Source organism: Nostoc flagelliforme FACHB-838 (assembly GCF_014698065.1).
Lineage (GTDB): Bacteria > Cyanobacteriota > Cyanobacteriia > Cyanobacteriales > Nostocaceae > Nostoc > Nostoc flagelliforme_B.
This window is the reverse complement of sequence record NZ_JACJSI010000040.1, coordinates 1-15801: the sequence shown is the minus strand read 5'-3', so window position 1 is coordinate 15801 and position 15801 is coordinate 1. Positions and strand designations below refer to the sequence as shown.

General features: G+C 42.9%; 16 protein-coding genes. 2 read left to right on the top strand and 14 right to left on the bottom strand.

Going from position 1 to position 15801, the window contains the following annotated elements; translation table 11 throughout:
• Positions 1–209 precede the first annotated feature (209 nt).
• The gene (locus tag H6G97_RS19710; protein ID WP_190942405.1) at positions 210–1487 is read left to right on the top strand and encodes a glycosyltransferase; all 1278 of its coding nucleotides are present in this window, start codon (positions 210–212) and stop codon (positions 1485–1487) included.
• Here H6G97_RS19710 and H6G97_RS19705 read toward each other — a convergent pair.
• Positions 1427–1702 carry a hypothetical protein gene (locus H6G97_RS19705; protein ID WP_190942404.1) on the bottom strand — a complete coding sequence of 92 codons (276 nt, stop codon included), beginning with the start codon at positions 1700–1702 and terminating at the stop codon, positions 1427–1429. The two genes, H6G97_RS19710 and H6G97_RS19705, sit on opposite strands and share 61 nt — an antisense overlap.
• A 110-nt stretch (positions 1703–1812) precedes the next feature.
• Here H6G97_RS19705 and H6G97_RS19700 point away from each other — a divergent pair, with 110 nt between their 5' ends.
• Entirely contained in the window at positions 1813–2181 is a 369-nt protein-coding gene (locus tag H6G97_RS19700; protein ID WP_190942403.1) for a hypothetical protein, read from the top strand.
• A 70-nt stretch (positions 2182–2251) separates the two neighbouring features.
• Here H6G97_RS19700 and H6G97_RS19695 read toward each other — a convergent pair whose 3' ends face one another.
• The 13 genes from H6G97_RS19695 to H6G97_RS55975 all read right to left on the bottom strand — a co-directional run.
• On the bottom strand, positions 2252–2443 hold the full coding sequence (locus tag H6G97_RS19695) for a hypothetical protein (RefSeq protein ID WP_242055003.1): 192 nt from the start codon (positions 2441–2443) through the stop codon (positions 2252–2254).
• A 33-nt stretch (positions 2444–2476) separates the two neighbouring features.
• Positions 2477–3259 carry a superoxide dismutase gene (locus H6G97_RS19690; protein WP_277883307.1) on the bottom strand — a complete coding sequence of 261 codons (783 nt, stop codon included), beginning with the start codon at positions 3257–3259 and terminating at the stop codon, positions 2477–2479.
• A gap of 62 nt (positions 3260–3321) precedes the next feature.
• Positions 3322–3675 carry a phage holin family protein gene (locus H6G97_RS19685; RefSeq protein WP_190942402.1) on the bottom strand — a complete coding sequence of 118 codons (354 nt, stop codon included), beginning with the start codon at positions 3673–3675 and terminating at the stop codon, positions 3322–3324.
• A gap of 27 nt (positions 3676–3702) precedes the next feature.
• Positions 3703–4134, bottom strand: a complete 432-nt coding sequence (locus tag H6G97_RS19680) for a hypothetical protein (protein WP_190942401.1) — start codon at positions 4132–4134, stop codon at positions 3703–3705.
• Between the two features lie 488 nt (positions 4135–4622).
• Positions 4623–5147, bottom strand: coding sequence for a DUF2085 domain-containing protein (locus H6G97_RS19675; RefSeq protein WP_190942400.1), 525 nt, complete (start codon positions 5145–5147; stop codon positions 4623–4625).
• Positions 5148–5215: 68 nt separating this feature from the next.
• The gene (gene argZ / locus H6G97_RS19670) at positions 5216–7327 is read right to left on the bottom strand and encodes a bifunctional arginine dihydrolase/ornithine cyclodeaminase (RefSeq protein ID WP_190942399.1); all 2112 of its coding nucleotides are present in this window, start codon (positions 7325–7327) and stop codon (positions 5216–5218) included.
• A 469-nt stretch (positions 7328–7796) separates the two neighbouring features.
• Positions 7797–9440, bottom strand: coding sequence for a DUF1565 domain-containing protein (locus H6G97_RS19665; RefSeq protein WP_190942398.1), 1644 nt, complete (start codon positions 9438–9440; stop codon positions 7797–7799).
• 289 nt (positions 9441–9729) lie between these two features.
• Positions 9730–12111, bottom strand: a complete 2382-nt coding sequence (locus tag H6G97_RS19660; protein ID WP_190942397.1) for a phosphoketolase family protein — start codon at positions 12109–12111, stop codon at positions 9730–9732.
• A 186-nt stretch (positions 12112–12297) separates the two neighbouring features.
• Positions 12298–12657, bottom strand: coding sequence for a type II toxin-antitoxin system PemK/MazF family toxin (locus tag H6G97_RS19655; RefSeq protein ID WP_190942396.1), 360 nt, complete (start codon positions 12655–12657; stop codon positions 12298–12300).
• Positions 12657–12911 carry a hypothetical protein gene (locus H6G97_RS19650; RefSeq protein ID WP_190942395.1) on the bottom strand — a complete coding sequence of 85 codons (255 nt, stop codon included), beginning with the start codon at positions 12909–12911 and terminating at the stop codon, positions 12657–12659. Before H6G97_RS19650 ends, H6G97_RS19655 begins: the two co-directional genes overlap by 1 nt.
• A gap of 119 nt (positions 12912–13030) precedes the next feature.
• Positions 13031–13759, bottom strand: a complete 729-nt coding sequence (gene rimM, locus H6G97_RS19645; protein WP_190942394.1) for a ribosome maturation factor RimM — start codon at positions 13757–13759, stop codon at positions 13031–13033.
• Between the two features lie 218 nt (positions 13760–13977).
• Positions 13978–15261 (bottom strand): valine--pyruvate transaminase, encoded by a 1284-nt coding sequence (locus H6G97_RS19640; protein ID WP_190942393.1) that lies wholly within the window; start codon positions 15259–15261, stop codon positions 13978–13980.
• Between the two features lie 185 nt (positions 15262–15446).
• On the bottom strand, positions 15447–15801 hold a 355-nt coding region (locus H6G97_RS55975; protein ID WP_190942392.1), incomplete at its 5' end, for a transposase.

Genomic DNA, 15801 nt, shown 5'->3' with positions numbered 1-15801 from the left:
TAGTATTTTGGAAGTTTTGATAGTTTCTAAACTTCAGTTAGAAACATCTTCTTCACCATCGAAAATTTCTGCTATCTGAAAGTGCGTAAATCCTTAGTTTAAGTGTATTAGTGGGAATTTTGAAACTAAATAATCATGATTTTCATGAAACATTTGCTGCGTAAATCCTAAGTTAAAAACCAGCAATTTAGTGAAAATTCTCCTTTTCTATGACTAAGCAAAAACTTCGTATTGCACTATTTACAGGATTGTATGCTCCTTTTTTGACTGGTGTTTCCGTTGCAGTTCACCAACGAGTTCGTTGGTTGCTAGAGCAGGGACATGAGGTTTTTCTAATCCATCCGCAAATCAACGATCGCTACCCCAAAAATGTCGGCGATCGCCCCATGCCAGGTTTAGAGGAAATTCAGTCTTTCCCCAATTTCTCTGCTTACGCATTCCCCACAGAGCCACTGCTATTCTATAAATCTCTTCCTCAACCGTTGAACTATCGGCATTGGAGCGATACCAAGTTGCTGGAGAAATTCAAGCCCGATATTATTGTGGTTGAAGAAGCAGCACAAATGAGAGGTTTATACTCATTTTTCTTGCAAGGTTATGGTCGTCCTATCGGCACTCAATACGCAAAACGAACAGGCACGCCAATAATATCACTCTTTCATACAGATATTGTTGCGTATATCAAATATTACTTTGGCGACCGATTTTTCAATTTGGTTCGTCCGATCGTTCCCGTTTTAGTCAAGCAATTTAGTGAGTTTTATGACTTCAATTACTTCTCTTCTAAAGAACAACTGACTAAATACGAAGAACTGAAATGCCAACGTGCTGAATACGTCCCTTATCAAGGCATCGATTGCGAAAAATTCCACCCGCGAAACATTTGTTACAACCCAATTCCTGATGATAACCGACCGACTATTTTGTTTGTCGGACGCATCACACCCGAAAAGAATGTCAACCAATTGCTTGATATATTTCCAGTCATAGCTGCCAAAATTCCTGATGTCCATCTGGTAATTGTTGGTAGTGGCCCGCTAGATGAAGAGATCCGTCAGCGTGCTAAAAAGTTTGGATCGGGTGTTACTGTATGGGGTGAGTCTCATGGTACAGAACTTTTGGGTTGGTTTGCCAGAGCAGATATTTTTGTTAACCCCTCCGTCACCGAGAACTTCTGCACTACAAATAACGAGGCGTTAGCGTCTGGAACCCCTCTGGTTGCTGTTGTTGCACCGTCAACTTCAGAACAGGTATTTCCTGGTCGTAACGGCTTCCTTGCCCAGCCTAACAACCCTACAGATTTTGCTCAAAAGGTGATTGCGATTCTGGAAAATCCCGATTTAAAAGCAGATATGACTAGGCACGCTCGTCCCTCTATACTCGAGTTTGATTGGTCAGCATGTATGCAAAAATTTGAACACAAACTTTACCAAATCGTTGAAGGAGCGCAGAAGGGTGAGGTAAGTACAGCCAGTATAAAACCATAGCGATAACAATTGGCGATCGCTAGTACATTATTAGCGATCGCTTGCACCTTTGTTGCATCGACCTGCACCTTTGTTGCATCGACCTGCACCTTTGTTGCATCGGCTTGCACCTTTGTTGCATCGACCTGCACCTTTGTTGCATCGGCTTGCACCTTTGTTGCATCGACCTGCACCTTTGTTGCATCGGCTTGCACCTTTGTTGCATTGACCTGCAAAAATGAGCTTACCCTCTGCTTAACTTGTTTTATCTAAAAATCTCGCCTTACCGTTAGTTTAAAGGTTTTAATGGGCACATTATATATATAAATTACAACAGTATACTGATATGCCTACCCAAGATACAACACGCCGTTTGCGCCCTCAATTAATTAGTGAAGATGTTACTTCATGGCACGGTTTTCAAACGATCGCCACTTATGAAACAACCCGTGCTGATGCCTCTGCTACTAACTTACAGCAAGCTTATCAAGCTATGTTAGCCCAGCAACAAGCCGAAACCGAGAAACTAACTTTATACCGTGCTGCTGCTGATGCTGCGCGATTAGCAGAATGGGAATTTCACAATGCGGTATTGGCGATGAAAGAAGTTGTGCGCGGACAATATGGATTAGATAGCGATCAAGCTCAAGCGGTAGGATTGAAGAAAAAATCAGAGTACAAGCGTCCTAGCCGCAAAAAGTTAATCGCATCATGAGCTTGTTAAATTAACACATTCTAGATGTGCGATCGCTAGTATCTACAGTACTAGCGATCGCTATGACATATTATAAGAATTGTAATGCCATCATCGCCAAAGCAATAAAACCCAATGCAACTGAAAAATCAATCCAAAATCCTCTTCCAGACAGTGGAGGATAAATGAGCAAAATTAGCAAAGGTAATAGGGTGATGAATATATAAACCCCAATCCAGCCAAATGCGATCGCAACTGGACTATGCATTAATAGACTTTTCATCAGCCACCTCCTCTAAGTTTGTTGGCGTGAGGCTTAGGAGCGTCTATTCACTTCCGACCAGTTGACTACATTCCACCAGTTATTTAAATAATCGGCACGGCGATTTTGATATCTCAGGTAATAAGCGTGTTCCCAGACATCATTACCCATAATGGGATACAAGCCTTCTGTAATTGGGCTATCTTGATTTGGCGTACTGGTAATTTGCAACTGCCCTTGGGGATTACGCACTAACCAAACCCAACCACTACCAAAGCGATCGCCTCCTGCTTCATTAAATTGTTTTTTAAAAGCATCAAAACTGCCAAAGTTTTGGTTGATTTCTTGAGCGATTTCTCCTGTTGGTTGTCCGCCACCTTGAGGACTCATAATTTGCCAAAAAATCGTATGGTTAAGATGACCGCCACCATTGTTACGTACTGTCGTCCGAATCTCTTCAGAGATACCATTCAAATCTCGTAGCAAAGTTTCTACACTGCTATTTTGCAGTTGCGGATATTTTTTTAAGGCATCGTTGAGGTTATTAACATAAGCTGCATGATGCTGATCATGATGCAGTTTCATTGTTTCTGCATCAATAGCTTTTTCTAAAGCGTTATAAGCGTAAGGTAATGGTGGCAACTGAGCGGGTGTGCTTAGTTGGCGATCAACATAAGCTACAGGGCGTGTATTTGTTACAGGCGCAGTCGTTTGTATAGGAGTTGCTGTAGTAGTTGGGGGTGATACAACCTCTTGAGATTGACAAGCAAATAGAGTAGATACTAGAAAAATCCCCATGCAAAACCACATGACTGGTTGCCTAAAAAATGATTTCATGGCTAAGTCCTCCTACTGGTTATTAAATAAGCAAAAAAATGTTAAGCCTGTTGTCTTTTTTTTCAGGTAAGAGGAGCCAAAATTCTTAATAGAATTGAGTTAATGATTGCTAAAGTAATGGAACCTAGCAAAGCGCTCCAAAAACCATAACGTAATCTAAAACCTGGGACAATTAAAGCCGACAATCCAAAGATGATGGCATTTAAGATAACGAAAAATAATCCCAAGGTAAGGATAATGAATGGAAAAGTGAAAAAGGTAAGGACAGGTAGCAAAACAGCATTTAAAATACCAAAGACTATAGCGGAGATTGCTGCTTTAGCAAAACTATCTACTTCTATTCCCAAAAATGGGATTCTAGCAATAATCAAAAAGCTAATAGCGGTGACTAACCAAGTTACGATTAAACCTATCATAATCAATCCTCTCTTTTTTAATGATTTTTACTTATGTTCTGAAGTTTTGAAACTACGATTTTTCTTGCTTTTTAACGGATGATAATCATGACAATTAGTTGCTGCTTTTGTAAAAACAGCAGAAGGATTTACGGCACACTTGAGATGCTTGCTTTGGTTAAAAAAGTGACAGTTTCTACAGGGAAATGGCTCTAAATTATTTAGCTTGTTATTTTGCTCGGACAGCTTTAATTTATGAAAAATAACTACCGTGCTCATTGCTAACAAGACAATAGGAGCTAAAAGCACAGACGGTTCTGGAGTTGTTGCAGCACTTGTATTATCTCCACGCAGCTTTTCGCTATCACGCTTTTCTGTACTTAAGCTTACTGTAGATAAATTTGTTTGGCTGAAGTTTAAGAAATGAGGATTTAACTGCTCTGGTATCTGTTGTCTTGAAATTGTATCTACTAATATCATTTACCTCTTATACAATTTACTTGCTCCTATTTTGTTGGCTATTGATATGAAGGTGAAGGTCATGGGAAGGTAGCTTAGTAGGTAAACATACTAATTTATTTATGAAAACCCACTAAAAATTTGATTTATATTCAATTTATAAAAAGAATGTGAACAGAAAGTGACAGCATAGCTGGAAATATTAGCACCTACTTGCTTAGTAAGTAAGTCAGCATAATAAAACCAAACTGTGTAAAGAAAAGTAAACAAGGCTCAAACTCTCTTTCCCCCAGCAAGAACTGCCTTATCCTAACGATAATTATTTACGCCGACATTAGGTGCATTAACTTTTGGAGCATTAAGTGTAGGCTTACGGCAAAAACGTAAACACAAATCAGCCCTCAGTTTTGTAAATCAATACGGTGCAGTTAAGGCTTGATCCCCCAACCCATTAAAAAAAGGGAAACTATACTAATACTGTTCAGTAGAGACATTGCAATGCAACGTCTCTACAATTCATGCAAACTAGTTTTAGCACCCTGCCAACCATGCAGGATTGGCATAGTAAACAATCCCCACGCCAAACCCGTAATCAATCCAAAAGGCGTAACCAAGTAATTATTGAAACTCCATAAACCAAAAATCTGTGCTGCTAATTCCAAAGGATAAGCCATCATCAGCACACTTGCGATCGCCACACCACTCCAGCCATACTGACTTAACCAGTAAAATCCTTTACCACCAGTCACCCCATACAGCAAACGAGTAATTAGCAAACCCGTGACAGTGCCGTAGCAGCGCATACACACAGCCATAATAAACGGTGGAGCCAAATCTAACCCCATATCTGGTTGCGGACATACATGATTACCCATGAAATAAATGATGTCCGCAATTCCAGGAAGCAAAGACACTCCAGACGCAGCCAAAAAGGGAGCGATAGGCGGGCCAAAAACCATCCCTACCAACAAGAAATCAGCAATCAAACTGACCCAATTAACCTGCAATTCTTCACTGAAAGCTACTCTTGTCATCTCCCTTTCTCTGCGCCCTCTGCGCCTCTGCGGTACCCTGCGGGAAGCCGTTTCCCGTCTACGTCTTCTTAACCTACCTTATTTACATAAGGACTTGTCAACTTATCCAACTGCTGAATCAACAGACTGAGGAATAATCCCACATCTGTCACCACACCCACCGATTCTACAGAACCGCGATCGCTTAATTTAGTCACCACAGCTGGATTAATATCCACACACACCATTTTCACACCAGCCGGGGTCATATTCCCCACGCCAATCGAGTGCAGCATCGATGACAGCATCAAAATCATCTCCGCACCTTCTAAGTGTTTGGCATATTCCTCCTGTGCTTGAATCAAATCCATTACGGTATCAGGCAAAGGCCCGTCATCCCGAATCGATCCCGCAAGCACAAAAGGTACATTATTGCGGACACATTCATACATCACGCCACTTTTAATTGCTCCCGCCTCCACAGCTTTGGGAATGCTACCATAACGGCGGATACTATTAATTACCTTGAGGTGATGGCGGTGTCCCCCACGGACGGCGATACCCCGCTTCATGTCCACACCTAGGGAAGTGCCCATGATATTTTGCTCGATGTCGTGAACTGCGATCGCATTCCCACCCAGCAACGCCTGTACATATCCTTCCCGAACCAGTTGCGCCAAGTGTTCGCCGCCACCAGTGTGAATTACCACAGGCCCAGCCGTGACAACTACTTTACCACCAGCATCGCGGATTTTCCGCAATTCCCAAGCCACTTGCTCAACAACCAATTCCACGCGCCGTTCGCTGGAAACTCCCGCCGACATAAAGCTGAATTCTTGGGTGCTGCGGACTTCGCGCGATTCAGTTTTGCGGATGGTGCGGATACCTAACACATCTACAATTACCTGTTCGCCAACTTTTAAATCGCGTAGTATTTTACACCGGGCGACAAAGCCATTGGCACTTTGAGTAATGGCGATCGCGCCATCCATTCGTTGATTTTCTACTTTCACCCACTGACCATTAATTCGCACTTCAGTGGGATAAATTGTACTGACGTAGAAATCATCAGGTGCAACACCATCTTGGATTACCGGCTCCAAGATAGCATCTCGCTCATCATGGGGTAAATTTACTGCACCTAAATCAATCAACATTGAGATGATTTCTTCCATCACCTCATGAGATGGTGCTGATACCTTCACCTCTGCGGCTGAGGTACTTTGCCGTTGTTCTCCCAAGTTGAAATTTAGAACTTGGAAACTTCCACCGGCATCTATAATCAAATCCAAAGCGCGGTTAATTAAGCCAGCATCTAGCAAATGTCCTTCCATGCGAATGACGCGGCTTTCTACCGAGACATTGGCATGAATTTCATCTCTAACTGGTTCTGTTACTCGCAGAGTTAAGCATTTAGCCGCGCCACCAGCTTTGAGAAATTCCGTCAGAGGTGTTTCCAGCACTTGGAAACCTACATCTGCAAGGCGGGTTTTTAAAGCTTCACTTGCCTTGTTCATGATGACGATGTTATCCACATTCACCGTATTACAAGCGAAGTTGACAGCATCGGCTTCAGCAATTGCGATTCGCTTTTCTGGGGCGACTCGCATTTCAATCAAGCGGTTGGAGTAAGAATCAAAAGCGCCGGGATAGTACAGCAAATAGCCATTTGTTAGAGGACAAAAGCAGGTATCCAAGTGATAGAAACGTTCGTCTATTAATCGTAGAGATAGCACCTCAATATCCAGCCATTTAGCTAGATAAGGGTGAGAATCTAATTCCGAGCGGAAACCGTATCCCGCCCATAACCAGCGCCCTTCTCGATCCAGCAGTGCGTCTCCTGCTCCCTCAAAGGGCAAATCTTTAGGAAGTTCATTGACTGTATAACCATTTGCCTCAAACCATTGCTTGAAAAAAGGCTCCTCTCCCTGACGTTCTTTGTGCAAAAAGCGGCTGAGGACGACATTATTGCCTAGTACCAAGCCAGCGTTAGCGGTAAAAACCAAATCAGGCCAGCCTTTTTCAGGTGGTACTAAATCTACAATGGCGTGTTCTTTCAGGATGTGGTGTAGTCCCTGCCACTGTTCCACGGCGCGATCGCGCGATGACTTGTGAATATTCCCTTCCATCCAAGGATTAATCACATAGTCCACATCATAGTGGTCAGGAGGGCACATTAAAAAGCGAATCCGGGAAGTCATAAAAATCTTACAAGCGTTTTATATGCTACAAGCTTACTTTGAATACAGACTTTTGTTTTTTTACAGTTAAAATCTGCGACTAAAGCTTCATCTTTTGATGTTTGAAGACTTTACAAAGGCTTCGTTATTAATTCTATTACTCGAAGATGGTAATAATACCAATTCAAAATTCAAAATTCAAAATTAATAAAGCCTGCTCTAATCTAGGTTTACAGTAAAGTGGGGCAAGTGAAAATACGATTAAAAGCAGTAAATATTAGTGGCGATCGCTCAATACCCTTGGGTTAGCGTCAAAAACCTTAAGCTGTGTAGGGTTTTGTTGGGTTGCGCTTTGCTTAACCCAACCTACAATTTTTCACAAAACCAAGTATATTAAGCGATCGCTCTCTTCTTCCTTATCCTTTATGGGGTAAGAGGTGGGGGAGACAAGTTTTTCCTTTGTCCCCTTCGATTCTTCCCAATCCCCAGTTCAAGCAGTCACTATATAAGGCGAGTTGATCGCTGCTACACGACCGGCATCTACCAAAGCTTGATATACTATCGCTGCTACCTCACCGCGTGTAGCATCGCGGGTAGGATTGAGTTGTTTCAAATTCGGGTGATTGACAATAATTTCTTTGTCTATAGCTTTTACTACCTCATCCTTGGCATATTCAGGAATCTTGGCTTGGTCATCAAAAACTTTGAGAGTTGCCGTACCATCACTAGATAAACCCAGTCCATTCACTAGAGAGACAATCACTTGCACACGCTGGATATTTTTGTTGGGGCCAAAGGTATTGTCGGGAAAACCAGAGAGAAATAAACCTCGATATGCTTGCTGAATTACCTTGGATGCCCAGAAGTCATCCGGTACATCTTTGAATTTGATCGCGGAGCGGTTTGGCGATGGGTTGAAAGCTTTTACTAGTAATGCCGCATATTGTGCCCGTGTCATGGTTGCATCGGGTTTGAATGTGCGATCAGGGAAACCGTTAATTATCCCCAATTTCACTAATTCCCGAATAAACCCACCAGCCCAATGATTAGCAATATCGGTTAATTGGATAGTAGGCGTGGGTGTTGTAGGTGTTGGTGTTGTAGGTGTTGGTGTTGTAGGCGTGGGTGTTGTAGGTGTCGGTGTCGTAGGTGTCGGTGTCGTAGGTGTTGGTGTCGTAGGTGTTGGTGTTGTAGGTGTTGGTGTTGTAGGTGTCGGTGTCGTAGGTGTCGGTGTCGTAGGTGTTGGCGTTGTAGGTGTTGGAACCGGACTATCTGCAAACTCTATGTTTCCGGCGACTTTAGACGCATCTATTTTATTTCCTAGAGAAACCAGCTTGTTGGAACTGGCATTTTGCAAATCAAATTTACCGTTATTGCGTAGAGTATTGCCGCCTGGATTATTGTTACTACCGATATCCGGTAGAGCAGTTCCAATAACTGTGATACCATCTTCAGCGTTATTTTCACTGACATTATTACGTAATACGGGACGAGCGCTACCAGAAATGACAATCCCAGAACGGTTTTCATAAATTCTGTTATCTCGAAGGATAGGTGATGCAGTATCACTAATAGCAATGCCAAAACCTGTTTTGAAGTAGGTATTATTTTCAATTTGGCCTTTAGAATTTTTAGCGATCGCAATTCCATTAGCTGCATTCTCACTGAACACATTACCTAGAACAACTGGATTAGCATCGCCTGTAGCAAATACTCCCTCCCGCTTATTATTGATGAAGGTGCTATTAGCAACAGTAGGGGCAGTTGATTCAATCCAGACACCACTACCACGGCTAGCCAGATTTGTTACAGTTACTCCTCGCAATTCGGCTTTATCCAGCAACACAAATGTTACATTCTGACCAGCAAAAGTACGGCTCTGATAGTTACCACTCCCCTCAATCAAAATGCCATTGCCTTTGTTGGTTTCATTACCCACCACTGTCACGCCAGATGGAACCGTTAGCGGAAAGACTTCACCACTAGCAGCATTATAATTCCCATTTGTTAGTTGAATCTTAGTATCAGCAGTCGCTGCCTTGAGAGCTTGTGTAATAGTTTTGAACGGGGCTTGTTGACTACCAGAGTTAGTATTGCTGCCTGATACTGGATTTACGTAAAAAGTTTGAGCCATATTTATACTTTAATAAAATACATAGCTATCCTAGCGCTAACCATGAAACTGGGTAGCGTTTGATGCATTAAGTAACTTAAAGTACTTCTCACTACAAAGTTAAAAGATTATGCAAATGCTTTTGGGTTTCTCTAGTACTCGAAGCATATTCAGAATCAGTTCTTTCAAGGTGACTCATAAAACCTTTTGTTTTTTTCAGCGTTCTCTGCGCCTCTGCGGTTAAAATAATTCGTAATTCGTAATTGAATTTTTCATCACTACGAATTACGAATTACGAATTAGTAATTACTTAATACGGCCACTTCCAATCACGAATTTCTGGCATATCATCGCCGTACTTCTCAATGTAATGTTTGTGTTCGATCAGCTTATCTTGCAACTGCTGTTTGACATAAGCTGCCCTATATCCTAGTTTTGGTACACGATCAATTACGTCCATTACTAAATGGAAGCGATCTAGCTCGTTAAGCACAACCATATCAAAGGGAGTGGTGGTAGTTCCTTCTTCCTTGTAGCCACGCACATGCAACTGATTGTGATTGGTGTGGCGATAGGTTAAGCGATGAATCAGCCAAGGATAGCCATGAAATGCAAAGATAATGTGTTTATCGGTGGTGAAAATCGTGTCAAAGTCTTTTTCGCTCAAACCGTGCGGGTGTTCACTTTTTGGCTGTAGTGTCATCAAATCGACTACGTTCACTACCCGCACCTTTAACTCAGGGAAATGCTGACGCAGAATGTCCACAGCCGCTAAAGTTTCTAAGGTGGGAATATCCCCAGCACAAGCCATCACTACATCTGGTTCGCCGTCTTTGTCGTTACTTGCCCATTCCCAAATACCGATGCCTTTGGTGCAGTGCTTAATAGCAGCATCCATATTTAGGTATTGCAATGCTGGTTGCTTTCCGGCAACGATGACGTTGACATAGTTGCGGCTTCTTAAACAATGGTCAGTTACCGATAGCAGAGTGTTGGCATCGGGGGGCAAATACACGCGGACGATTTCGGCTTTTTTGTTGATTACATGGTCAATAAAACCGGGGTCTTGGTGGGAGAAACCGTTGTGGTCTTGCCGCCAAACGTGTGAAGTGAGTAGATAGTTGAGGGAAGCAATTGGTTTACGCCAGGGAATATCTCTAGTCGTTTTCAACCATTTGGCATGTTGGTTGAACATCGAGTCAATGATGTGGATAAATGCCTCGTAGCAGGAAAAGAACCCGTGTCGTCCGGTGAGAAGGTAGCCTTCTAACCATCCTTGACAATTAGTTTCGCTGAGAATTTCCATCACTCGACCGTCGGGTGAAAGATGGTCATCTTCCGGGAGGATTTGGGCTGTCCAGTCCCGATTTGTGACTTCTAGCACAGCGCCTAAGCGATTTGATACCGTTTCGTCGGGGCCGAGGATGCGGAAGTTGCGGCTTTCTTGGTTAAGTTGCATGATATCCCGCAGAAAAGTTCCTGCAACTTGGGTAGCTTCTGCGATCGCTTGCCCTGGTTTGAGAACATCTACGGCATACTTTTGAAAATCGGGCATCTTTAGATCGTGCAGCAAAAGACCACCGTTAGCGTGGGGATTGTCACCCATGCGTCGATGCCCTTTGGGAGCCAATTCTGCTAGTTCGGGAATCAGTGTGCCGTTAGCATCGAAGAGTTCTTCTGGTTTGTAACTCTTCATCCAATCTTCTAGGAGTTGCAGATGTTCTGGCTGTTTGGCTATGTTGCTTAAGGGAACTTGGTGCGATCGCCAAGAACCTTCTGTTTTTTTCCCATCCACTTCCTTTGGCCCTGTCCAACCTTTGGGGGTTCTCAAGACAATCATTGGCCACTGGGGACGTTCGGTGAAACCGTGTACGCGGGCTTCTCTCTGAATACTTTGAATTTCAGCGATCGCTATATCTAGAGTCGCCGCCATCTGCTGGTGGACATCTGCGGGATCGTCACCTTCGACAAAATAGGGCTTGTAGCCGTAGCCTATAAATAAGCTTTCCAATTCCTCATGGCTGATCCGTGCCAGTACTGTTGGATTAGCAATTTTATATCCATTCAGGTGCAGAATCGGCAGTACAGCCCCATCATGTACAGGGTTAAGAAACTTGTTGGAATGCCAACTAGTTGCTAAAGCACCTGTTTCCGCTTCGCCATCTCCGACAACAGCAGCAACAATTAAGTCAGGGTTATCAAAGGCAGCACCGAAAGCATGAACGAGGGCATAACCTAGTTCCCCGCCCTCGTGGATCGAACCAGGGGTTTCTGGTGCAACGTGGCTAGGAATACCACCAGGGAAAGAAAATTGTTTGAAGAGTTTCTGGATTCCTTCAGCATCCTGGGAGATGTTGTGGTAATACTTAGTGTAAGTACCTTCTAAGTAAGTGTTGGCTACTAGTCCAGGGCCTCCATGACCGGGGCCAGCAATGTAGATTGTGTTTAGATCATATTTTTTGATGACCCGATTCAGGTGAACATAGATAAAGTTCAGCCCTGGTGTTGTTCCCCAGTGACCTAAAAGTCTGGGTTTTACGTGTTCCAGCTTTAGGGGTTCTCTGAGTAGCGGATTGTCCAGTAGATATATTTGCCCAACGGAAAGATAGTTGGCTGCACGCCAATAGGCGTTGATATTCCGTAATTCTTCATCTGTTAAAGGCTTTGTTTGTGGAGTTGTAGCTAATGTCATTTCGACACTCCATTACAAAAGGTTTTTGATGGATTCATCAGTAAGCAATTGTACCTGTTTTCCAGATGATGGCCATCTAACCTATGATGAATTTTTTTAGACTTTGTGACTAAATTCTTTGGCTTTGGGCAAAGGATGGAGAGCAATGTCTAGAATGAGCTACCCTTATGCTACTAATTAATACTATTAATCAGCATTGTCTTCGTTATAATTATCTAGTTGTAAAGTGTAATCTAATGCCACTTTTAGCATTAATAAATAATTAAGAGAAAGAGTTCCTAATTTTCGGATTAATCGCTGCCTATCGATAACAACTATTTGATAAGAAAGTACCACTGACTCTTGCGTTAAACCGCCTTCACCTGAAGGTATGACAATTGTACCTGGTATAATAGCGCGTCGCAGATTAGTGGTTAAAGGAACTACTACTGATGTTGTTGTAAACTGAGCTATTCTATCTCGTTGAACAATAATAACTGGTCGGATACCTGCTTGCTCTGAACCTCGACTCGGATTCAAATCAGCCAAATAAACATCTCCTCGCATCAAACTGCGTCCTCTTGCTGAAGCTGGGAAAGATAATTAGTTAAAACGGATTCTGCAAAAGCTAAATCTTCATCAGCAAACTCAGCTTTTAATGCAGCTGCCTCTGTATCAGAAATAGCATCCCAATGCTGAGTTAGTTTTTTTTTCTGGAGAGAAATAGCAAAATTTAATACTTCTTCTTGACTAGACTTAGGCAATTGGGACAAAATTTCCAGTAGTTGTCTGTGAATAGTTGTTGTTGGTTTTTCTGGCATTGCCACATTTCCTAGATTAATAGATAGAGATGTGCTCTAATTTTCTCATGCTTCAAGCTTTGCTTTCTGTTGAACTATCCAGTACAACAAAACTAGCTAGAGGCAGAGCAAGGAATAACCTAATTATTGATTTCCAATAATCCAGGCGGTGGCGTGATTTCAATGCAACCAGATTTCAAATCTACTACTGGTGCGATCGCTTCCACAAATGGAATCAAAACAGTCTTTTGTTTTTTGTCATTTGTCATTTGTCCTTTGTCAGTACCAAATGATTCATGCAACTTGACTTCTAACAAATCATTGCCAGCCGGGATGATGTCTACCACCGTACCTACGAGTTCGCCAGATGCTTGCATGAATACTTCCAAACCAATCAAATCGAGGACATGATATTCATCTTCGCTTAATTGGGGGCGATCGCTTGCTGGCACCATTAATGTACAGCCGCGCAACGCCTCCGCCTGATCGCAGTTTTCCACGCCAGCTAATTTGATCACATACAAGTTTTTGTTACTGATGTAACGTCCTGTCAATAATTCGATTGGTTGTGGTTCTGTGTCACCTGAACGCAACAACCAACGTTTTCCTGGCACCTCAAATCTTTCGGGAAAGTCCGATACAGGATAAACCCGTAATTCTCCAGACAATCCTTGAGGAGATACAATTTTACCAATTTCTAGCCAATTATCGAGATTGGGGGCTGGGGCTTGGCTATTGGGAACTACAGGCTGGGTATTAGGGGCTGGTGATTGGACATTTTGAATTTTTGAATTTCCCCTTACTCTTTTGCCCCTCTGCCTCTCTACCCTTCTGCCTCCAATTTCTTTATTAGCTTCTTCGTGTTTCATTTCCATTTTTCCTACTAGTACAACACGGCGGAAATAAACCACCCCTGACGCTCGAAGACTCGTTAACGGGTGACGCTCACAGGCTCGCTAACGCTGCGCTAACGGCAGTTCCTCATGGGGGGAACCCTCAAGACCGGACTGCCTCACCATTCCAAATCAATGAAATACTTACGCTGTATTCATTTCTAATTTTTAATTTTTAATTCCGCCTTGCGGTACTAGGCAGTTACTGCCGCACCTTTATAAGCTTCTTCAGCCACTTTTGCTAAACGTTGCATAGCAGTGGTTATCTCTTCATCCGTACCTGTAAGACTGATGCGGAAGCATTGATGCTTGTGCGCCCATTCTTCGTCTAAACCGGGGAAGAAGCTACTTCCTGGGACAATAATCACACCTACTTGCTTAAGTTGCTGGTAAAATTCCCAATCACTGATGGGTAAATCTTGTAACCACAACCAAGCAAAAATTGCCCCTTCACCGCGATGGAGGAACCAAGGTAAATCCTTGGGCATCGCTTGTTCTAAACTGGTTTCTAAAACAGTAAATTTATTTTGGTAAAAGGGGCGGATAACAGTATGAGAAATATCTACTAAAGCACCAGAATTGATTGCATAAGCTGCGATCGCTTGGCCGTAACGTGAAGAATGGAGACTAATATTTGCCTGAAAGCACTCCAGCACTTCAATCCACTTTTCATCCCCAATGGCAATACCAATTCTTTCTCCTGGTAATCCCGCTTTCGATAAACTCATGCAGTGGAGAATATTATCACCAAACACTGGTGTCATTTCAGTAAAGTTTAATGCTGGGAAAGGAGGCGCATAAGCCGAGTCAATTAACACGGGTAGATTGTAAGGCGCAGCTAGGGCGGCAATCTTTTTCACCTCATCATCCGTGAGGACGTTACCAGTAGGATTACAGGGGCGAGAGAAGAGAACACAACCCGTATTTTCTGTAATCGTAAGTTTGCTGAAGTCGGGACGATATTTAAATCGGTGGGCAGCTGCATCAATATCGAGAGTTGGTTTGTAGGCAGTTAAGGCTTTTGGCACTAAGCAGATACCGCCGTAACCTGTGTAGTCAGGACTCAGGGGCAAAACAATTTGTTTTAACTTGCCGCTAGGGGTGTAGCCACCGAAGGTATTAGCAGCGTAGAAGTAGAGAGTTTGACTGCCGGGGGTGATAAGGATATTGCGTTCGGTTAAGTTTAACCCGTAGCGTTTGTTAAAGTCGTTAGCGATCGCTTCAACAAATGGTGCATAGCCCTGACTTGAACCGTAGCGACAAACTACCTCACCATATTCTGGGCTAGCAAGAAGCTGTGCAGTACAATCCCGCCATAATTGCTCTACTTCTGGCAAAATCAACGGATTACCAGCACTCAAATTAATAAACTGCTGCCCTGCACCCCCTCGTAATGTTTCGATAATATCTTTCATAATTGCTCTGACGCCAGTCAGGTTGGACATTTGAGCGCCAATTTGAGTTAGGGCAGGGTTCATAAGCTGTAACAAAATGTATTAATCAAGGAGTGGACAAATTATTTGGGGATTGCTGCTGACATCCAGTTTACATAGTTGTCAAAACAGCTGTTGCCGCCTTTAACCAATCTAGCTAGAGAATGATATTTTGACAAAGGTAATAATATTTATCGTTATAGTGGCGATCGCGCTTACTATAGCGGTTCTCAGTTGGGTGCAATATAGTAACAGCAGTGGGTGAACCATCCAATAATGTCTTTTTTAGTGACTGCATCTAGGGCAGTTGTAATAGCTTCATCTAACTCAAGATAAGTTCTAGCAGCTTGCGATGCCTGCGGCGGGCTACGCCTACGCAAAAACTCTTTGACTTTTGACCAACAGTTTTCAATTGGTGAAAAATCAGGAGAATAAGGTGATAAATATACTAATCTGGCTCCAACTGCTTCAATAGCTTCTCGGATACCTGTTACTTTATGAGAACTAAAGTTATCCATGACTACACTTGCGCCGGGCCAAAGAGTTGGAACCAAAACTTGAGTAACATAGGTTTCAAATGCAGAC